Raw genomic sequence first — 18,908 nt, 5'->3', positions numbered from 1 at the left:
CCCCGAAGGCTTGTAACGGCGAGCCGCGCCGGATTTTCGCCTGATGGCCTTCAAGCTGCCGATCTCGACCGCCTCCCTCGCTTCCCTCGCACCGACGGTCTCAACGATCGCAGCGACGTGGCCGGTGCCGGCGCAGATCGTGGACTGCCCGAGCGAACGGGCAAGCGCGATTGCCTGATGCCCGGCGAACTCGCCAGGCCGGTCAGGCCGGAGGTAGACGGCGGTCCAGCCCGGGAAAATGTTCTGCATGACGATGTGGCTCGTGACACCGAGGTCGGTCAGTTCGGTCAGTCGTTCGTCGCAGTGTCCGTCGCACATTCGAGCACGTTCGGCAGTAGGCGCGACAGGGAACCGGGACTCCATCGCATTCGGCCCGTCATAGCCGGCCCGCAGTTCTTTCACAATCTGCATGAGGCGCTCATGGTCGTGGCCGACGGGCGCCCACAGGTCGGTCGCCACACCGAGCAGTCCGCGTTGCTTCCAGCCCTCGACGGTGCACGGGCAGCAGCAGGAGTGGTCACCCAGGACGGCGATCCGATCGGGTTGCCAGTCGTGCAGAGCGAGTCGGAAGAGCACGGCGCGCCAGTTCATCACCCTCAATCGGAACCGTTGGGGCTCAGCGTTCGCGTGGGGAAGTCAGCACAGCTTCGAGTTGGTTGACCGTCCACTTGGCGCCCTTGACCTCGGTCGACACACCTTCGGGTCCGAGGGTGGCGTTCACGTGGCGTTGGTGGTCGCGCGGCGTCATCACGGCTCGAACGTTCCAGTCGACGCGTAGGCGATTGAGTGCCCAGCTCTCCTTGACGATTCGGGTGTGTGCTTCGTAGGCGAGGGCGGACGTCACGGGGTCGACGGCCAGGACCCAGCGTTTCTTCCCCTCGTGTTCCTTGCGGACGGTGCGGTAGCCCCACGGCCAGTTGCCGCCGTGCCAGAGGTCGACGTCCCGGTAGTAGGCGGTCTGCTTGGCGCGCTTGTCCTTGACCGCGTGGCGGTAGTCGGCGGTCATTGACGCTTTGACGCCGGCGACGAGGCGTCCGCGTGGAGTGGAGATGTCCAAGCCGGGGTCGTCCAAGACGATGACGTGCTTGCCGTTCTCCAGGCACCAGCCGACCAACTGGTGCCAGTGGAGGTCGTCGCCGGTGATGCGGTCCTGCGTGGTGACCATGAGGGCTTGCCACTCGTGGACCTTCGGTTCGCGCAGCCACTCCCCCAGCGACTTGCGCTGGTCGAGGTTGATGGCGCCGGAGACGGTGGCGTCTTCGACCATGTGCACGAGGTTGTGGCCGCCGTCAGCGATCGCTTCGCGTAGTTCTGCGTCCTGGCGTTTAAGTGCCGACGATGCTTCGGGGTCGCGGCTGATCCGCTTCGCGGCGAGCAAGTCCATGATCAAGTCCCCTTGGGTCATCCTCCCCCGCGGGGCGTTGACCAGGGGTCGGAACGCCTAGTAGGCGACCAGTTCACCGAGATAGGCCGCCGGGACACCGTAGGACCAGTCCTCGTTGCCCTCGTCGAGGGGCGGGCGGGTGGCTGCCAGGCGGGTGCGCAGGTCGTCGAGGACGGTGTCGGGCACGTGGATCGGGGTGGGCTCCAGGGGGAAGGCCTGCGGTGCGGTCATCGCGTGGTTCCTTCGGTCGGGATGCTGGACGGCCGGGCGGCGGCGCTGACACTCGACGCCTGTGACGATAGATCGTCCCGCCGTTTGGTTCTTGTCCCGTTCCATCGCCGGCCGCTACCCTTGATCCTCGGGTGGCCCCGCGACTGTGCCGGGGGCCGTGAGCAGGCGAAAGGCGGACGGCCATGACGGTGTGGCGATTCCCGACCTAGCCGCCCGCCTGGAGAGTCCGGGATCACGGGCGGCGGGTTCCGGGAGGAACGCGATGTCCCGTACGGACCGGACCAAACCGCTGTGGGTACGCCACGCCGAGCACGACCCGCGGCCCGTCCACGACCACCGTCACGGCCCCTGTGACCTGCCGCCTCGCCCGTCGCGGCTGCTCGACGAGACGCGCTGCCGCTGGGAGCACCCCGGGGCGCTCACCTTCACCCGCCGCTGCTGCTCGGGCTGTGCCGTGCGCGGTTGCATCCGCGAACGGCAGGCGATGACCAAGACCGCCAACCGCAAGGCCCGCTACGCCGGCCGGCGTGCGGTGCGTCGCCACGCGACCGGCGACAACGCCGACTAGGCCAGCAGCAACGGCAGGATCGCCTGGTGTCCGGCCATGAGGGTGCGTTCGGCGACGGCCGTGACCGGCGTCCAGGTCGGCGCTGCCGTGGTCCCGTCGGGTTCGGCGCGCAGAGCGCCACCGGTGACGGTCACGGCGTAGACGAAGAAGACACAGTGGAAGTCGACGTTGCGCCCGACGGTGCGGTGGTCGCTGCCCACGTGCAGCAGCGCCCCGGGCGCCACGTCGAGTCCGGTCTCCTCACGCAACTCCCGCACGAGCGCCTGCTCGGGGTGCTCCCCGTGTTCGACACCGCCGCCGGGGAGCATCCACTCCCCACCGCGTCCCACCTGGACCAGCAGAACCCGGCCGGCGTCGCGCGCCAGACCGTAGGCGGCGACACGCTGAACCTTCCTCGTGAACAGCATCCGTCCAGGGTGCCAGGCCGAAAGACGCGGCGGGTACCGTGGCCGACGTGCTCAAAGTGTCGACGGTGAACATCAACGGAGTCCGCGCGGCGGCGAAGAAAGGTCTCGTCGAGTGGCTGCGCGCCACCGAGGCCGACGTGGTCTGCCTGCAGGAAGTCCGGGCCACCCCCGAGGAATGGCCCGAGGAGGTCCTCGCCGACAGCGGCTGGCACCAGGTCGTCGCCCCGTCGACGGCCGCTAAAGGCCGCGCGGGCGTGGCGGTGCTGTCACGGACCGAACCCAGCGCCTTCAAGGTCGGTTTCGAGTCGGCCGAGTTCGACACCTCCGGCCGCTACGTCGAAGTCGACCTACCCGGCGTCACCGTCGCCAGCCTCTACCTGCCTTCCGGTGAGGTCGGCACGTCCCGCCAAGACGAGAAGGAACGCTTCTGCAAGGAGTTCTACGGCCACCTGGTGAGCCTGCGCGCACGCGCCGAGACCGAGGGCCGTGAAGCCGTCGTGTGCGGCGACTGGAACATCGCCCACGCCGAGATCGACTTGAAGAACTGGAAGACCAACCAGAAGCAGGCCGGTTTCACCCCCGCCGAACGCGCCTGGCTGTCCTCGGTCTTCGACGAGGTCGGCTACGTCGACGTGTTCCGGGGCCTCCACCCCGAAGGCCCGGGACCCTACTCGTGGTGGTCCTACCGCGGCCGCGCCTTCGACAACGACGCCGGCTGGCGCATCGACTACCAGATCGCCACCCCGGGACTGGCGGCCACGGCGACTTTCGCCGAGGTCGAGCGGGCCACCGAACACGCCGCCCGCTGGTCGGACCACGCGCCGGTGACCGTGCACTACGACGTCTAGAGGGCCGCCGCCTCGGCACCGAGCTCGGCGATCCGGTCGTGCCAGGCCGCCAGCGCCGCCGCGGAGCGCTCGCCGGTGCCGGTGTGGGTCAGCAGCAGCCGCGCGCCGCCAGGTCCGGGCGCGAACTCCCAGCGCACGTCACCGGCGGGTTTCCCGTCGGCGTCGAGCCAGTGATAGGTCAGGAAGAACGGCGCTTCGACGGCCGTGACCGGCCCGGGCGGGAAACCGGCGACGGTGAACGCTTCGGGGACCTCGGCGCCGACGTCACCGAAACCCGGTCCGTCCAAGTGCGCCCAGACCTCTTCGAGGCCGCCGCGCAGCTGCCGCTCGAAACGCACCCGCGGGCCGTCGGCGTCGTCTTCGATCGTGCCTTCGTCGAGGCCGAACTCCTCGACGAAACGTTCGTGCGCGGCCGCCGAGGCCGAACCGTCCACGGTGACCTCGACACCGTCGAGGACCTGGGTGGCGGCGTCGAGGCAGGTCTCCCAGCCCGCGGCGAAACTCGCCGCGCCGGGGATGTCGTCGAAAGTCTGGGACAAGGTCAGCAGCGTGCCCGCACCGTCGGGCTCGACGGTCCACTTGAGATGGTCGTCGCCCCAGGTGTAGGCGAACACGCGCGGCGGGTCGAAGGCCGTGACACGCCCGGTCAGCGGCGGCCCTTCCTCACCGGGGAACACGAAGGTGATGGCACCGCCCTCGGCCGGCTCGGCCTCCACGTGGGCGGGAAACCACCGGTCGAGTTCAGCGGTCTCGGTGAGCACCCGCCACACCGCGTCGGCCGGGTGCGGCAGCCGCCGCCGTGTGGTCAGCACTCCGCGTCCATCGACGATCGTGAAGGTCTCGTTCATCCTCGCTCCTCCCAAAGCGGCCACGGTACCGGCACAGGTCGTGGGCCGCAGCCGTTTGGCACCGCACCCCGGGTCTGTCACGATGTCCTGCCGTGACCTTCGAGGAGCGACCGTGACACTGGTGTTGATACCCGGTGGAGTCTGGAACCCGATGTCCGCCGGCGACTTCTGGACCAACCCCGGCGTCACCGGCGACCTCCGCGACGCCGGGCACACCGTCGACGCGCTGCCACCATCGACGGCGCCGCTACCCGGCTTCCCACGGCACCGCGCCGCCTTCACCGCCGCCCTCCACGACAGGCTCACCGGCCAGCCCACGCGCGAAACCCAAAGTCCGCTCGGCGTTGAACGCCAACTCCCCCAAGCGGCCCGTGAACGCGTTGTAGGCCTGCGCGTCGAGCCCGATGTGCACCAGGCAGCACCGCAACCGCAGTTCGGTGTCCACCCCGTACTCGCCCGTCCGGCGCAGATGTGCCCGCACCTCCGCGCCGATGTCGATGCCCGCCCACGACGGGTAGAACGGCCACCAGTACATCAACCACGCCAGGTCGTACAAGCCGTCCCCGTACAGCGAGTTCCCCCAGTCGAGGACCGCGCTGATCCGCCCACCCTTTACCAGGACGTTGCGGTACAGCAGATCCGAGTGCACCAGCTGCCGCACGTCCGGACACGCCCCCGCCATCTCCCGCAACGACTCCGCCGCCTCCTCGAACGGTCCACCGCCCGTCGGCGACGACGCCAGCGCCGCCCGCCACCCCGCGACCCGCGGATGCTCCGGCCCCAGTATCGCCGCCAAGGCCTCCGCCCAGCTGCCGTGCGGCGCGTCCCCGTCCGGACCCCACGTCCCGAAACCCGAACCCGGCACCGAAAGACCCCGCACCGCCCGCGTCACCGCCAGCAACGACGGCAGAACCTCACGCATCCCGTCACCGTCGAGCTCATCGAGATAAGTGCCCCGCGCCCGCCGCGCCACCACGAAATGGCGCTCGCCGGTCATGCCCCGCTCCACCACCTCGGGCACGTCGACGACGCCCCGGGCGAGTGCGGCGACGGCGGCGTCCTTGGCGAAGTCATCGCCGTGGGCGCCGACCTTGGCGATGACGTCGTCACCGTCGAGGGTGAAGGCGTAGGCACGCGACCACTCCCCGGCGCCGAGCAGTGCCGGGGCGGTCGCACGTGGGCCGTAGCGGCCGGTGATGAAGGATTCGGCGTCAAGGTCGGGCGCGTTGCGTGCCATCAGGTCGGCGACGACGTCGGCGAGCTCGGGGGGTTCGAGCCGGTCGAGGCTCTCGAAGTCGGCGGGGTGGACCCAGCGCCGGTCGTCGAGGGTGGCGGTCTCGTAGTCGAGGAGCCCGTCGGCGCTGACGGCGGGCTCGTCGGTGTCGTAGCGGGCGAGGAAGAACGCCTCGGGTCCGGTGAAGCGGACGCCTTTCCACGTCACGTCGCGTTCGACGACGACGTAGACCGGTGAGATCGCGTCGGGGTCGAGGCCGGTCTCTTCGGTGAGTTCGCGGCGGGCGGTGCTGAGGTAGTCCTCGCCGGGGTCGACGCCGCCGCCGGGCGGTTCCCAGAGCATGGAACCGTCGTGGGGGTCGCGCCAGCGCATGAGCAGGACGCGGCCGGACTTGTCGGCGCACACGATCCGGACGGCGCGGCGGAAGCGGGTCTCCATGGGCGACGACCCTACCCGGGGCCCTGGCCGATATTTCGTACAGACGTGCGGGGTAGCGTGCCCGCATGAGCGAGACGACGATCCGTGAAGCGGTGCCCGGTGACGTGCCCGGGCTGGTGGAGTGCAGTGTCGGGTTGTTCGCCGAGGACGGCGGGACGCGCGACGCGACGATGAACGTGGACTGGCCCAGGGAGTTCGGGGCGGAGTCGATGCGTTCGGGGATCGACGATCCGGAGCGGCTGGTCTTGGCGGCGGTATGCGACGGGCGCGTCGTGGGGCACTTGACGGGCAGGGTCGCCGAGCCCGTGGCGATCCGGCCCGTGCGGGTGGCGACGCTGGCGAGCATGTACGTGCGGCCCGAAGCGCGCGACGGTGGCGTCGGATCGCTGCTGGTGGCGGCGTTCAAGGAGTGGGCGCGGGGCAAGGCCGCCGACCGGCTCGCCGTGACGGCCTACGCGTCCAACGCCTCGGCGATCCGCTTCTACCGCCGCAACGGTTTCGAGCCCTTCCACCTGGTCTTGGAGGCGGGCCTCGACTAAGACCGGACCCGGCCGCATACCCGGGCCGGGCCGGTCGGGTTCAACTCGCGCAGGCCACGTACACCACGTCGGCCGGGCCACGCGGCACCGCGACCTCCACCACCCGCACGTCGGCGAAATGCTCCCCCAGCCGCCGCTCGAACTCCACGCTGGCCGCCGCGCTCCAAAACGCCGCCACCCCACCCGGCGACAGACGCGAGATCACCAGCTCCAGCCCCGCCTGGTCGTACAACCGCGCGTTGGCCGGCGTCACCGTCCAATCGGGACCGTTGTCGATGTCGAGGCACATCACGTCGAAGAACAGCTCATCGGGCGCCTGCCGCAACCACGCCAACAGGTCGGCGCACACCACCGTCACATCGGCGTCGCCCACCGCACCGGCCGAGAAGTCCGACAGGTGCGTGCCATGCCAGGCGATCACCGAAGGCTCGCACTCGATGACCGTCACCTCCCCGACCCGCGGGTCGGCGACCGCCTCGGCCAGCGAGAACCCCACCCCGAGGCCCCCGATCAGCATCCGCGCCGAAGCGGCCTTCACCGCGTCGACGGCCGCGCGGATCAGCACCCGCTCCGACTCGCCGTTGCGCGTGTCCATCAAGAACACGCCGTTACTTATGATCTCGAAATGCCCGTCAACCCTGCGCAGGACCAATTCACCCTGCCGACCGTGGACGCGAGACAGAACCACCGCACCGGACCGTGACATAGCTCTCAGCCTACGAGCAGTCCGCCGCACATCCCGACCGCAACCCCACCGAAGGCGACGGTGTTCATATGGCCGTGAGCGGACCCGACGACCCCAGCCATCTCATCACCGCCCTCGGCGATGACCTCGACCACGGCTTCACCGCCCTCTACGACGCCTACCGCACGCCGGTGTTCACCACCGCCCTGCGCGCCACCGGCTCCTGGACCGACGCCGAAGACTTCACCGCCGAGACCTTCCTGCGCGCCTACCGCTCGCTGATCTCGGACAACCCGCCCCCACTCGACACCCTCCGCCCCCGCGCGTGGCTGCTGACCATCCTGCTCAACACCGTCCGCAACGACCGCCGCACCAAGGCCCGCAAACCACCCCCCACCGACATCGACAACACCCCCGAACGCCCCGACACCACCCAAGACCCCGCACGGGCCGCCGAACTCCACGAGACCAACCGCGACCTCGCCACCCGCCTGGCCACCCTCACCGCCAAACAACGCGACGCGGTGATCCTCCGCCACGTCCTCGACCTGCCGATCGAAGAGATCGCCGTCATCCTCGACTGCGCCGAAGGCACCGCCAAATCCCACATCTCACGAGGCCTGACCGCACTGCGCAAACAAGCCACCACCGGCGACACCCCACCCGCCACGGCCACACCGGACCCCGCGCCCACACCACGAACACCGCCACAACCGAAGCCCGCCGTCACCGACACCTACACCCACCCCACCGCGGCCTTCACCACCGCGGTCACCTCCACCCCCACGACCTCCACCACGTCCACCCACACGATCAGTTCACCCGCCAGCGAGGTGCGCCATGCCTGACACCGACCCGCTCACCCCCGACCCGACCATCACCGCACTCGCCTCTCTCAGCGCGAGCCCGCCGGCCGGTCTCATCGACCGCATCGCCGCGCGCTGGACCCGGCAGCCGAGCCCGATCGGCGACGTCGACGTCGCCTACACCGACCGCGGCATCGCCTACCTGCGCCCCAGCGAACTGGGCACCCTCGCCGAAGAGTTCCGCGCCCGTTTCGGGCGGCCCCTGATCCGCACCGAGCACCCACCGGCGGCCCTCACCACCGCCCTGGCGTCCTGCGACGGCACGAAACTCACCTTCGACCTCACCGGACTCACCCCTTTCGCCGTGTCGGTCCTGCGCGCCGCCCAGACCATCCCGCGCGGCCAGATCCACCCCTACGGCTGGATCGCCGAACGCATCGACAACCCCCGCGCCGTCCGTGCCGTCGGCACCGCCCTCGGCCACAACCCCGTCCCCCTCCTCATCCCCTGCCACCGGGTCGTCAAGGCCGACTGCAGCAGCGGCCAGTACATCTTCGGCACCGACACCAAGATCGCACTCCTACGTCATGAAGGCGTCACCGTCGTGTCCTGACCTCGCGCCGAAAGGCGCCCGGCCGCTACGATCGCGCCGTGGACGATCAGCCCCTCACCGGTGAACCCGACATCACCGAACCCACCACCGCCCGCCTGCGCCTGCGCCAGTGGCGCCCCGGCGACCACGCCCCGTTCGCCGAACTCAACGCCGACCCCGAGGTCATGGAGCACTTCCCCTCCACCCTCACCCGCGACAAGAGCGACCGCCTCGCCGAACTGATCGCCGACCGCATCGGCGACAACGGCTTCGGCATGTGGGCCGTCGAAGTCATCGAGACCGGCGAGTTCATCGGCTTCACCGGCCTCAACACGGTCACCTTCGACGCCCACTTCACCCCCGCGGTCGAGATCGGCTGGCGCCTGACCCGCAAGGCCTGGGGCCACGGCTACGCCACCGAGGCCGCCCAAGCCGCCCTCGCGCACGCCTTCGAAGGACTCGGCCTCGCCGAAGTCGTCTCCTTCACCGCCACCTCGAACCTCCGCTCCCAGGCCGTCATGACCCGCCTGGGCATGACCAAAGACCCCCACGGCGACTTCCACCACCCCGCCATCGGCGACCCACAACACCCCCTGTCACTTCACGTCCTCTACCGCATCAGCGCCGGTCAATGGACTAAACGCCGTTGACGAACCGCGCGGGACGTCGTCCACAATGACCCGGTGGATCCCGACCGCGCACTCGTCGACAAACACCTCCGCGACCGCTACCGCGACTACCAGTGGCGGGAAGTCACCGTCGGCCACTCCGGCAGCGTCGTCGCCCACCTGACCGGCCCGGCCGACCTGCACCTCAAATACGGCCCCGACCCCCTACACCCCGACCCCGGCTACGACATCGGCGCCGAATACGACAGGCTGCGGTGGATGGCCGCCCAGGGCCTGCCCGTACCCGAAGTCGTCGAATGCGACGTCTTCGACGGGCACACCTACCTGGTCGCCACCACCGTTTCCGGCCGCGACGCCGCAAGCCCCTGGCCGGCCCACGAGCGCATGCGCGTCATCGACGCCGTCGCCGACTTCGCCCGCGACCTCCACGCCCTGAGCACCACCGGCTGCCCTTTCGACCGCAGCCTGCGCGTCACCGTCCCCAACGCCCGCGTCGCCGTCGCCCTCGGCCAGGTCGACCTCGACGGCGCCGGCCCACAACAGGCCCTGACCGAACTCGACGCGGCCCTGCGCGGCAACGACACCGAAGACCTCGTCCTCACCCACGGCGACTACTGCCTGCCCAACGTCCTCCTCGACCCCGAAACGCTCACCGTCACCGGCGTGGTCGACGTCGGCCGTTTCGGGCTCGCCGACCGCTACACCGACCTCACCACGATGGCCGGAAGCATCGACGGGCCCCTCAATCCCCAGTACACCCGCGAGCACACCGACCGTTTCCTGTGGCGCTACGGTCTGGCCCGCCTCGACGAGGCCAAGGCCGGTTTCTACGGTGTCCTGCGCCGTTTCATGTGAACACCCGGCACCGGCCACGGCCCGAAGCGTGCCGTACCAGCCGGCGTTCCCACGCGGCGGCCAGGACGCTCGCGCCATCCGGGTCGAGGCCGCGAGCGGCTTCGATGACGTCGACGACGTGCGCGCCTTTCGGGCCGAAGAGGCCGGCGACGGGCAGTTCGTGCCGGACGTGAACGCCGAAGGTGGGGATGAAACGCGCCGCGTGACCGGCTGCGAGGTGGGTCTCGCCCTGCCCGACGGTCAGCTCGTGGATTCGCGGTCTGAGCCGGGAGTGGCAAGCCGCAACGCGATGGACACCGCTTCCGCTGCCGTCGTGGTCTCGGCGAGCGTTGGACCCGTGAAGTGGGCGTCTACGGTGAAACCGCCCTTGTGAGGAGTGGCGAGGCAGATGGTGTTGAGGGAGACTTCCCCAGGAGTCGCATCGAGCCGCTGGGGCGGCAGCACGGTGGCGAACCTCAGCGCCCAGTGACTGGTGAAGGCCTAGATATCGCGCAGTTCCTGCTACGCGCAGGCCGCCTCGATCAGCTCGATTTGCTGCACCGCCGTGGCGAGATCACCTCGCGGTCAGATCGAGGCGGCGGGACATGACACATTCGCTACCAGCGGGCCTTGACGACGACGTCACCCAGACCCGCGCCGGTCATGGCCCCAAGACGCTCATCACCGACGCACACGAATCCCTCGGGCAGGCCGTCACTGTGGTCAGTGGTGGAACGTGACCCGCTCGGGTCGCCGTCCCGACGCCAAGGTCTCCACACACGAGCCGATGTCGGCCACGAGCAGATCGGCGCGGTCACGGCTGATGCCGTGCCGGATCAAGATCCGGTGGATGACGGTGTCCTGCCGCGCCGGCGGCAACGGATACGCCGGAATCTGCCAGCCGTGCGCACGCAGCGCCTCCGACAGGTCATAGAGGCTGTAGCCGGGGTCGCCGTCAAGGGTGTACGACACCGCCGGCAACGCCCCCCGCCCGTCATAGAGGAGCGTGAACGGCCCCATCCGCGAGATCTCGTCGGCGAGGTGGGCGGCGGTGTCGGCACAGGCGCGCTGAACACGTCGGTAACCTTCCCGGCCAAGGCGCAGAAGGTTGTAGTACTGGGCGATGATCTCACCGCCGGGGCGGGAGAAGTTCAACGCGAAAGTGGGCATGCTCCCACCGAGGTAGTCGACGTCGAAGACGAGATCCTCGGGCAGCAACTCGGCGGTGCGCCACACGATCCAGCCCACACCCAAAGGCGCCAGCCCGTACTTGTGACCGGAGGTGTTGATGGAGGCGACCCGTTCGAGCCGGAAGTCCCATTCGAGGTCGGGACGCAAGAACGGCGCGATGAACCCGCCCGAGGCGGCGTCGACGTGGACGGGCACATCGGGTCCACCGTCGGCGGCGATCGCGTCGAGTTCGGCGGCGATCTCGGCGACCGGTTCGTAATCGCAGGTGTAGGTGACACCGAGAATGGCGACCACACCGATGGTGTTGTCGTCGACGTGTTCGCGCAGCTGATGCGCGCGCAGACCCGTGGCGTCGGCCTCCAAAGGGACCTGGCGCAACTCGACGTCGAAATAGCGCGCGAACTTCTCCCAGCAGACCTGCACCGGCCCGCAGACCAGGTTGGGCCGGTCGGCGGGTTTCCCGGCCGCCTCCCGCCCGGCCCGCCACCGCCACTTCAAGGCCAGCCCACCCAGCATCGCCGCTTCACTCGACCCCGTCGTGGAACACCCCACGGTCGTGCGGCTGCGGGGACTGTGCCACAGATCGGCCAGCATGTGCACACACCGCGACTCGATCGCCGCGGTCTGCGGATACTCATCCTTGTCGATCATGTTCTTGGCCATGTTCTCGGCCATCAGTTCCTTGACCTGCGGTTCGGACCAGGTCGTACAGAAAGTCGCCAGGTTCTGCGAGGCGTCCCCGTCGAGAGTCAGCTCATCACGCAGAAGCTGATGGACCGCCCGCGGGTCGTTGGGGCCCTCGGGAAGCCGGTACTTCGGCAAGGGCCGGCGACTGAGCAGCCCGGAGTAGACGTCGTCGAAACCTTCGTCGCGGCCACTGGTGACATGGTGCAGCGCCATGATGTCTCCCCCCGGGTCTCCGCAGGTGACGCTACTGCCGGGGCGCGCGCTCGCGGGCGTGTTCGCGCAAAGGAGCCCGGGCGTCATAGCGCACGAACGACGGCACCGCCAAAGCCAGCGCGATGATCCCGGCGACGCACACCAGGCCCCCCGAGATCAGCGACGCACCGGCACCCCACACACCGGCGGTGACACCGGTACGGACATCACCCAGACGCGGCCCACCGGTCACCACGACGATATGCGCGCCCTGCAAACGGCCCTGCATGCCCGACGGCGTCCCCGCCTGAAGCATCGTCGAACGGTAGATGGCACTGACGGTGTCGGCGGCACCAGCGACGAACAACGCCCCCAGCCCGATCCACAACACGTCACTGACACCCAACAGCGCGATCGCCGCACCCCACACCCCGATCGACACGATCACCCCCAGCCCCTGCCGGTTAACACGCGCCACGGCCCCACCCACCAGCGTCACCGCGAAAGCCCCCACCGCCGGCGCGGCGTACAACAACCCCGCCGTGGTCGCATCCCCGTGATACACCCCGTAGGCCAGCGCCGGAAACAACGCCCGGGGCGCGGCGAACACCATCGCGTTGATGTCGACCAGGAAAGTCATCAGCAGGGTCTTGTTCCCCGCCAGGAAACGCAAACCCTCCAGCACCGACGCCAGCCCCGCACGCCGCCCACCGTCACCCGGCGGAAGAGACGGCAACCGCAGCACCGAATAGAACACCGCCGCGAACGACACCACATCAAGGGCGTACGCCCACGCATAACCCCCGGCACCCACCACCACCCCGGCCACCAGCGGCCCCACGATGACACCGAACTGGAACCCGGCCTGACGCAGATTGTTCGCCGCGGCGAGCTTGCCCTTCCCCACCAACTGCGGCAGGATCGCCGACCGCGTCGGCGAATCGACCGCCGCGGCACCCGCCTGCACCGCCACACACACCAACAGCAACCACAGTCGCGTCCCACCGGCCGCCGCCTGAACCAGCAGAACGACACTCACCAGCAGCATCACCGCACCGGTCACCAACGCGAGTTTGCGGCGATCGACGGCATCGGCGATGGCACCACCGTAGAGACCGAACACGATCAACGGCGCCAGCCCCGCCACACCCAAAAGACTCACCGCCAACGCCGAATGCGTCGCCTCCCACACCTGCAACGGCACCGCGACCTGCGTGATCTGCGCACCGATCAGCGACACCACCTGCCCACCGAACAACCGCCGGTAGGGCACCGAATCCCGCAACGGACTCACATCGGGCGCCGCGGCACGCACCGCGCGCCACACACGGTTCACGACCGTCTCCTCGTACGCGTCACGACCGACACCGCCGCGATCACCAGGACACAGCCACCGACCTGGACGAGAGTCGGGCGCTCGCCGATGGCGAGGCCGAAACCGAAGGCGAGGACGGGCTGAAGGAGCATGAGGGAGGCGCCGACGCCGGGGGTGAGGCGTGGGAGGGCGGCGGTGACGAGGATCCAGGCGAGGACCTGCCCGATGAGGGCGAGGGTGGCCAGCCATGCCCAGGCGGCGGGGTCGTCGGGGAGGTGGATGCCGGTGAGGAGTCCACCGAAGATCCCGGCGGTGGCGGCCGCGGCGGTGGTGGAGATCGCGACGGGGGCGATGGTGTGTCCGGCGGCGCCGGAGCGGCGGGTGAGGTGGAGGTATCCGGCGTAGGCGACGCCGGCGGCGGTTCCGGCGGCGATGCCGGTGACGGGATCACCGCCGGGTGCCGATCCGCCGAGGGCTCCGCCGGCGATGGCGACGCCGGTGAGCATGACGGGGATGGTGAACAGGAACCCGGTGGTGGGCCGGGGACCGCCGCCGCGCCAGGCCAGCAGGGGAAAGACGATGACCTGGACGCTGATCAGGACGGTGGCGATGGAGGCGCCGACTTCGGCGATGGACACCGAGAAGAACACGAAGTCGACACCGAGGAGGACACCGGCGGCCAGGTCGGCGGCGACGACGCGGGCCCGGCGTGGGCCGCGTCGGCGGTGTTCGGCGACGGCGAGGGGCACCAGGACGGTCAAGGCCAGGGCGCAGCGCAGGAACGCCGCGGTGCCGGGGTTGGCTCCGGAGAGTTTGATCAGCGCCGCCGAGGCCGAGGTCGCCGCGGCGCCGGTGACGGCGAGGAGGACGGGGTGCGCGCCGGTGGCGGGCACCGTGGTGGCGGTCACCAGCGCCAGGCGGGCATGACGTCGAAGGGTTTGGCGGTCTTGGCGGGGTCGCGTTCGACGAGGTCGCCGTGCTCGGGATCGGTGAGGGCGGCGTCGATGCGGGTCATGGTCGCATCGTCAAGGGTCAGGTCGAGGGCTTTGACGTTGTCGGCGATCTGGGCGGGCCGGGAGGCACCCATGATGGCCGAGGCGACCTGGGGGTTGGCCAGGACCCAGGCGAGGGCGAGCTGGGCGAGGGTCGCGTCGTGGTCGACGGCGATGGGCCGCAGGCGTTCGACGGCGGCGAGGACGGCCTGGGAGATGTAGCGGCCGACGAAGCGCCCACCGCGGGCGTGTTTGGCGCGGCTGTCGTCGGGGGCTGTCCGGCCGGGCCGGTAGCGGCCGGCGAGGACGCCTTGGGCCAGGGGCGAGAACACCATGTGGGAGATCCCGAGCCGGGCGCAGGCGGGGGTGACTTCGGCGTCGATGACCCGCCACAGCATCGAATACTGCGGCTGGGACGCCACCAGGGGGATACGGAGTTCGCGCGCGAGGGCGTGGGCCTGGGTGATCTGCGCGGCGGTCCACTCCGAGACCCCGAGGTAGCCGATCTTGCCGTGGCGGTGGAGGTCGGCGAAGGCGGCCATGGTCTCGTCGAGCGGGGTGGACGGGTCGTGGCGGTGAGCCTGGTAGAGGTCGATGTGGTCGGTGCGCAGGCGCCGCAGGGAGGCGGTGACGCTTTCGGTGATGTGTTTGCGGGACAGGCCGCGGTCGTTGCGGCCCGGCCCGGTCGGCAGGCACACCTTGGTGGCGATGACCAGACCCTCACGGCGCCGGCCGGCCAGCGCGTCGCCGAGGACGGTCTCACCGGCACCGAACTCGGGGGCGCCGTAGACGTCGGCGGTGTCGAAGGTGGTGATCCCGGCGTCGAGGGCGGCCCGGATGCAGTCGCCGGCGTCTTCGGGTCTCCCACCGGTGAGCCAGTTCCCGAAGGTGATGGCGCTGACCTGGAGTCCACTGTCGCCGAGGGCGCGGTGCTGCATGCCGACCACACTTCAGTAAGGGGTTGGATGGGGAGTTGTACATTACCACCGGTTTTCGGGCGGGGGTGGACGGCGAAAACCCCCGCCCGAAGCGTTCACAGGTGCGCGAAGACCGTCAGCCACTCCGCTGGGGAAACATGCCCGACGGGGACCCGCGGGTCGAGCCCGGCACGCGCGAAGGCCGCCAGGACACGCCTGCGCGAATGGACCCCGGCCAGACTCGCCGCCAGCGACCCGCCCCGCCCGGTGAAACCGGTCTCGACCAGCCGCCGCCACGAACGCATCCGTTCCGGCGGCAGCAGCCGACGTTCACGCCTCACCAGGCGCATCACCGCGGCGTCCACGCCCGGAACGGGCCGAAACGCACCCCGCGGCACACTCCCATGAAACGACCAGTCCCACTCCGGCCACGTCGACACCGTCAGCAGCGTCCACCGCCGGTACCCGCCGGTACGTTTCCGCGCGTACTCCAGCTGCGTGACCATCGTCGCCGCACGCAACGCCGGCGCGGCCAGACACCACGCGACGATGCCGGCGGTGACCGAGAACGGAATGTTCCCCACGAGATGGAACTCCTCCCCCGGTGGCGCCACGGTCCGGAAATCGGCGTGGCCCACGGTCACGTTCGGTGGCGCCCGCCGCGCCAGGCGCTCCGCGAGACGCCCATCGCGCTCATAGGCCAAGACACGCCCCGCACCCCGCGCCAAACACCGCGTCAAGGCACCCTCGCCAGGACCGGGTTCGACGACGAGTTCGGTACCCCTCAAACCCGCCACACCGACCACACGGCGCACCACGGAAGGATCGATCAGGAAATTCTGCGAAAAGACACGCCGGCGCTCCACAGCGCCGCGAAAACGGCCGTGCACGGTGGTTCCCGTCTCCCCGCCGATACGCGGGGCAGGAGGGGACGGACCGCGTCGACTGGTGAAGACGACAAGAAAAACACCGTACGGCGGGCCCGTCCACGTCGATGAAGGACGTGGAGACCAGCCCTGGGGCCGCGTGCACGACCGACCCACCCCTCAAGGGGTACCGGGATCGGCCTACTACTACATCGCGCTGACCGCGGGGCCGGTCAGGCGCCGCGAGGACGAGCATGCGGCATGGCCAGGGCCCGCCGCGAATCTGTCACCGCCGAGAACATTCCCATGAACGAATACGCCCCTACTGGCTTCCGTTGTTCAGCGCCACGATCAGCAACCCGATGAACCCGAGCACCAAAATCGCCGCCACCACGATCGTGGCCACCACCGCAGGCTCTTGATGCCACGCCTTCTTCGGCGCCGGCGGCTGCGCCGGACGCTGCTGCACGATCGGCTGCTGCACCACCCGAGGCGGCTGCGGCGCCGGACGCATCACCGGCTGCGGACGCGGCGGAACCGGCTGAATCGGCGCCTGCTGCATCACCGGCGGACGCGGCTGCTGCACCTGCGGCGGCGTCGACACCGGACGATTCGGGATCACCGCCGGACGCGCCGGACCCGACACCGGCGGACCCACCGGACGCGACGGCGCACCACCAGGCCCACCACCAACGGCCAGCACACCCTCGACCACCACGGTCTCCGGCTGCTCGATCGTCCGCGGCGCCACACCCATCTCCTTGTGCAGCAAATGCGCCGCCAAAGGAATACGACTCGACCCGCCCACCAGGAAGATCCCGACCAGATCCTTCGGCGTCAACCGCGCCGCACCGATCGCACGACCCATGCACGCCACCGTCCGCTCCAAATGCGGACGCGCCAGCGCCTCGAACTCCTCACGCGTCAAATGCGCGTCGACGTCCAACGCCGGCAGATGAATATCGGCACTCGCCGTACGCGACAGCATCTCCTTCGCACCACGCACGTCCTCGTACAACATCCGCCGGTAACGCCGGTCCTTGTCATCGACCGGGTTGATCAGCTTCTGCCACGTACCGGCACTGCTCTGCCCGTAGGTCTGCCCCAAATGCTCCACGATCGAGTGATCGAAGTCGAGGCCCCCGACATCATTGAGGCCCTCCTCGCTCAACACCTCGAACCCCGTCTGCGTACGACGCACCACCGTCGCGTCGAAAGTCCCGCCACCCAGGTCATAGATCGCCAGCGACCGCCCCACCGGCACCGACGTACCCAGCACCGTCGCGAAATACGACGCCGCACCCACCGGCTCGGGAATCAACTGCGGCTTCGGCAGGCCCGCGATATGCGCGGCCTCGACCAACAGCGAACGACGCCGCTCGCCCCACCGCGCGGGGTGCGTCATACGCACGTGCTCAGGCTGCCCACCGATCTGGCGCCGCGCCTCGGTGAGGATCTGCTCAAGCACATAGGCCATGAGCCGCGGAACCGGAATCTCCTGGTCACCGAGAAACACCGAACCGTCGTCGATACGCCGTTTCGGGTTGGGCTCGAAACGGGAAGGATCGACGCGCGCGTTGCGCTCGGCGTCACGACCGACGAGCATCCGCCCATCGGGCGCGAGATACACCGCCGACGGCTGCAGCGGCGACCCGTCGAACAGCAACGGGCGCGTCCGCCCGTCGGGCATCCGCAGGATGGCCACCGTATTGGAGGTACCGAAGTCAATGCCGAGCACGCGCATGCGAGATTTCTCCTTCCCCGACCGCACACCATACTGCCTGCCGTCATCACCCCGACGGGTCGGCCATGCGGTCGGACCTGACACACCCGGCGACCAGCACCCTGACATGGCCTTTCACGACTTGCCCCGACCTGGATACTCAAAGGCATGTCCGCCCACAGGCGCAGCAACTACGCCTACCTCGACACACCCCGCCCGATCGCCTTCGCCCACCGCGGTGGAGCCGCACACGGCGACGAGAACTCCAGCACCGCCCTGGCCCGCGCCGTCGAGGCCGGCTACCGCTACATCGAAACCGACGTACACGTCTCCGCCGACGGCGTCCCCGTCCTCTTCCACGACAACACCCTGCACCGCCTGTCCGGCGACGACCGCGAGATCAGCGACGTGCCCTGGACCGACCTGGCCGCCATCCGCGTCAACGGCGAGGCCCTCATCCCCCGCCTCGACGACGTCCTGACCGACTTCCCCGACATCCGCTTCAACATCGACATCAAAAGCGACCAAGCCGTCCACGCGACCCTGGCGACCCTGCGCACCGCCGACGCCTTCGACCGAGTCCTCATCGGGTCCTTCTCCGACGCACGCCTCGCCCGCGTCCGCCGCCTCGCCGGACCACGCCTGGCCACCTCCATGGGCCCCCGCGAAGTCGCCACCTTCAAAGCCGCCACCTACACCGGCCGCCTATGGCCCCGCGCCCGCCTCGGATACACCCGCGGCGCCGTCGCCCTCCAAGTCCCCATCCGATACGGACCCCTGCGCGTCGTCGACAAAAGATTCGTCGCATACGCCCACCGCCTCGGGCTTGACGTACACGTGTGGACAGTGGACGATACCGCCACCATCAACGCACTCCTCGACCTCGGCGTTGACGGCATCATGACCGACCGCCTCGAAGTCCTTCGAGACGTCTACGCCGCCCGCGGCCACTGGCCCGAGCCCACCCCTGGACGGTAAGCCC

General features: G+C 69.6%; 21 protein-coding genes and 2 pseudogenes. 10 read left to right on the top strand and 13 right to left on the bottom strand.

All coding sequences use genetic code 11. The features are described 5' to 3' along the window. The first annotated feature begins 43 nt into the window (after positions 1-43). A complete protein-coding gene (locus tag HNR73_RS39580; RefSeq protein WP_260336997.1) occupies positions 44-178 on the top strand; it encodes a hypothetical protein in 135 nt (44 codons plus the stop codon). Between the two features lie 438 nt (positions 179-616). Here HNR73_RS39580 and HNR73_RS07850 read toward each other — a convergent pair whose 3' ends face one another. Both HNR73_RS07850 and HNR73_RS07845 read right to left on the bottom strand, forming a co-directional pair. Then, the gene (locus HNR73_RS07850) at positions 617-1,384 is read right to left on the bottom strand and encodes a recombinase family protein (protein ID WP_184786623.1); all 768 of its coding nucleotides are present in this window, start codon (positions 1,382-1,384) and stop codon (positions 617-619) included. Between the two features lie 57 nt (positions 1,385-1,441). Continuing rightward, complete coding sequence (locus tag HNR73_RS07845) at positions 1,442-1,615, bottom strand: epoxide hydrolase N-terminal domain-containing protein (RefSeq protein ID WP_203685823.1); 174 nt, start codon at positions 1,613-1,615, stop codon at positions 1,442-1,444. A 262-nt stretch (positions 1,616-1,877) separates the two neighbouring features. Here HNR73_RS07845 and HNR73_RS07840 point away from each other — a divergent pair, with 262 nt between their 5' ends. Next, a complete protein-coding gene (locus HNR73_RS07840) occupies positions 1,878-2,183 on the top strand; it encodes a hypothetical protein (protein WP_184786622.1) in 306 nt (101 codons plus the stop codon). Here HNR73_RS07840 and HNR73_RS07835 read toward each other — a convergent pair. Next, the gene (locus HNR73_RS07835) at positions 2,180-2,590 is read right to left on the bottom strand and encodes an NUDIX hydrolase (protein WP_184786621.1); all 411 of its coding nucleotides are present in this window, start codon (positions 2,588-2,590) and stop codon (positions 2,180-2,182) included. The genes HNR73_RS07840 and HNR73_RS07835 overlap by 4 nt on opposite strands. A gap of 47 nt (positions 2,591-2,637) precedes the next feature. Between HNR73_RS07835 and HNR73_RS07830 the strand changes: the two genes are divergently transcribed. Next, complete coding sequence (locus HNR73_RS07830; RefSeq protein ID WP_184786620.1) at positions 2,638-3,438, top strand: exodeoxyribonuclease III; 801 nt, start codon at positions 2,638-2,640, stop codon at positions 3,436-3,438. On the opposite strand, the gene HNR73_RS07825 is transcribed toward HNR73_RS07830, so the two are convergent. The 3 genes and pseudogenes from HNR73_RS07825 to HNR73_RS39575 form a co-directional block, all read right to left on the bottom strand. Continuing rightward, positions 3,435-4,286 (bottom strand): SRPBCC family protein, encoded by an 852-nt coding sequence (locus tag HNR73_RS07825; protein ID WP_184786619.1) that lies wholly within the window; start codon positions 4,284-4,286, stop codon positions 3,435-3,437. The genes HNR73_RS07830 and HNR73_RS07825 overlap by 4 nt on opposite strands. A gap of 247 nt (positions 4,287-4,533) precedes the next feature. Beyond that, a pseudogene (locus HNR73_RS07820) lies at positions 4,534-5,421 on the bottom strand (phosphotransferase family protein); the annotation flags it as partial. Positions 5,422-5,523: 102 nt separating this feature from the next. Then, a pseudogene (locus HNR73_RS39575) lies at positions 5,524-5,958 on the bottom strand (NUDIX hydrolase); the annotation flags it as partial. 65 nt (positions 5,959-6,023) lie between these two features. On the opposite strand from HNR73_RS39575, the gene HNR73_RS07815 reads away from it, so the two are divergent. After that, a complete protein-coding gene (locus tag HNR73_RS07815) occupies positions 6,024-6,497 on the top strand; it encodes a GNAT family N-acetyltransferase (protein WP_184786617.1) in 474 nt (157 codons plus the stop codon). Between the two features lie 40 nt (positions 6,498-6,537). On the opposite strand, the gene HNR73_RS07810 is transcribed toward HNR73_RS07815, so the two are convergent. Next, positions 6,538-7,203: a spermine/spermidine synthase domain-containing protein gene (locus HNR73_RS07810; RefSeq protein ID WP_184786616.1), complete on the bottom strand. Its 666-nt coding sequence runs from the start codon at positions 7,201-7,203 to the stop codon at positions 6,538-6,540. Between the two features lie 74 nt (positions 7,204-7,277). On the opposite strand from HNR73_RS07810, the gene HNR73_RS07805 reads away from it, so the two are divergent. From HNR73_RS07805 to HNR73_RS07785, 5 genes are read left to right on the top strand one after another with little or no spacing between them, the layout of a single operon-like run. Further along, entirely contained in the window at positions 7,278-8,030 is a 753-nt protein-coding gene (locus tag HNR73_RS07805) for an RNA polymerase sigma factor (RefSeq protein WP_203685826.1), read from the top strand. Further along, the gene (locus HNR73_RS07800) at positions 8,023-8,601 is read left to right on the top strand and encodes a methylated-DNA--[protein]-cysteine S-methyltransferase (RefSeq protein ID WP_184786614.1); all 579 of its coding nucleotides are present in this window, start codon (positions 8,023-8,025) and stop codon (positions 8,599-8,601) included. The genes HNR73_RS07805 and HNR73_RS07800 overlap by 8 nt, the downstream gene beginning before the upstream one ends. A gap of 38 nt (positions 8,602-8,639) precedes the next feature. Further along, entirely contained in the window at positions 8,640-9,230 is a 591-nt protein-coding gene (locus HNR73_RS07795; RefSeq protein WP_239121964.1) for a GNAT family N-acetyltransferase, read from the top strand. 33 nt (positions 9,231-9,263) lie between these two features. Further along, entirely contained in the window at positions 9,264-10,064 is an 801-nt protein-coding gene (locus tag HNR73_RS07790) for an aminoglycoside 3'-phosphotransferase (RefSeq protein ID WP_184786613.1), read from the top strand. A 28-nt stretch (positions 10,065-10,092) separates the two neighbouring features. Next, entirely contained in the window at positions 10,093-10,437 is a 345-nt protein-coding gene (locus HNR73_RS07785) for a hypothetical protein (protein ID WP_184786612.1), read from the top strand. A 329-nt stretch (positions 10,438-10,766) separates the two neighbouring features. Here the strand turns inward: HNR73_RS07785 and gad are convergent, their stop codons facing one another. The 6 genes from gad to HNR73_RS07755 form a co-directional block, all read right to left on the bottom strand. Further along, entirely contained in the window at positions 10,767-12,134 is a 1,368-nt protein-coding gene (gene gad, locus HNR73_RS07780) for a glutamate decarboxylase (RefSeq protein WP_184786611.1), read from the bottom strand. Positions 12,135-12,165: 31 nt separating this feature from the next. After that, positions 12,166-13,449: an MFS transporter gene (locus tag HNR73_RS07775; RefSeq protein WP_203685828.1), complete on the bottom strand. Its 1,284-nt coding sequence runs from the start codon at positions 13,447-13,449 to the stop codon at positions 12,166-12,168. After that, positions 13,446-14,336, bottom strand: coding sequence for a DMT family transporter (locus HNR73_RS07770; protein WP_203685830.1), 891 nt, complete (start codon positions 14,334-14,336; stop codon positions 13,446-13,448). Before HNR73_RS07770 ends, HNR73_RS07775 begins: the two co-directional genes overlap by 4 nt. Beyond that, a complete protein-coding gene (locus HNR73_RS07765) occupies positions 14,333-15,358 on the bottom strand; it encodes an aldo/keto reductase family protein (protein WP_184786610.1) in 1,026 nt (341 codons plus the stop codon). The genes HNR73_RS07770 and HNR73_RS07765 overlap by 4 nt, the downstream gene beginning before the upstream one ends. 95 nt (positions 15,359-15,453) lie before the next feature. After that, positions 15,454-16,227 carry a 23S ribosomal RNA methyltransferase Erm gene (gene erm, locus HNR73_RS07760; protein ID WP_184786609.1) on the bottom strand — a complete coding sequence of 258 codons (774 nt, stop codon included), beginning with the start codon at positions 16,225-16,227 and terminating at the stop codon, positions 15,454-15,456. A 298-nt stretch (positions 16,228-16,525) separates the two neighbouring features. After that, complete coding sequence (locus HNR73_RS07755) at positions 16,526-17,947, bottom strand: Hsp70 family protein (protein ID WP_184786608.1); 1,422 nt, start codon at positions 17,945-17,947, stop codon at positions 16,526-16,528. Between the two features lie 147 nt (positions 17,948-18,094). Here HNR73_RS07755 and HNR73_RS07750 point away from each other — a divergent pair, with 147 nt between their 5' ends. Then, positions 18,095-18,904 (top strand): glycerophosphodiester phosphodiesterase family protein, encoded by an 810-nt coding sequence (locus HNR73_RS07750; protein WP_184786607.1) that lies wholly within the window; start codon positions 18,095-18,097, stop codon positions 18,902-18,904. Positions 18,905-18,908 lie beyond the last annotated feature (4 nt).

It is taken from the genome of Phytomonospora endophytica, assembly GCF_014202425.1.
Lineage (GTDB): Bacteria > Actinomycetota > Actinomycetes > Mycobacteriales > Micromonosporaceae > Phytomonospora > Phytomonospora endophytica.
The sequence above is the reverse complement of the archived record's forward strand: the minus strand, read 5'-3'. Positions and strand labels throughout refer to the sequence as shown.

Coding starts and splice junctions, on each gene's coding strand:
- HNR73_RS07755 (WP_184786608.1), bottom strand. CDS start 17,947: ATGCGCGTGCTCGGCATTGACTTCGGTACCTCCAATACGGTGGCCATC.
- HNR73_RS07850 (WP_184786623.1), bottom strand. CDS start 1,384: ATGGACTTGCTCGCCGCGAAGCGGATCAGCCGCGACCCCGAAGCATCG.
- HNR73_RS07825 (WP_184786619.1), bottom strand. CDS start 4,286: ATGAACGAGACCTTCACGATCGTCGATGGACGCGGAGTGCTGACCACA.
- HNR73_RS07810 (WP_184786616.1), bottom strand. CDS start 7,203: ATGTCACGGTCCGGTGCGGTGGTTCTGTCTCGCGTCCACGGTCGGCAG.
- HNR73_RS07840 (WP_184786622.1), top strand. CDS start 1,878: ATGTCCCGTACGGACCGGACCAAACCGCTGTGGGTACGCCACGCCGAG.
- HNR73_RS07835 (WP_184786621.1), bottom strand. CDS start 2,590: ATGCTGTTCACGAGGAAGGTTCAGCGTGTCGCCGCCTACGGTCTGGCG.
- HNR73_RS07750 (WP_184786607.1), top strand. CDS start 18,095: ATGTCCGCCCACAGGCGCAGCAACTACGCCTACCTCGACACACCCCGC.
- HNR73_RS07800 (WP_184786614.1), top strand. CDS start 8,023: ATGCCTGACACCGACCCGCTCACCCCCGACCCGACCATCACCGCACTC.
- HNR73_RS07815 (WP_184786617.1), top strand. CDS start 6,024: ATGAGCGAGACGACGATCCGTGAAGCGGTGCCCGGTGACGTGCCCGGG.
- gad (WP_184786611.1), bottom strand. CDS start 12,134: ATGGCGCTGCACCATGTCACCAGTGGCCGCGACGAAGGTTTCGACGAC.
- HNR73_RS39580 (WP_260336997.1), top strand. CDS start 44: ATGGCCTTCAAGCTGCCGATCTCGACCGCCTCCCTCGCTTCCCTCGCA.
- HNR73_RS07765 (WP_184786610.1), bottom strand. CDS start 15,358: ATGCAGCACCGCGCCCTCGGCGACAGTGGACTCCAGGTCAGCGCCATC.
- HNR73_RS07845 (WP_203685823.1), bottom strand. CDS start 1,615: ATGACCGCACCGCAGGCCTTCCCCCTGGAGCCCACCCCGATCCACGTG.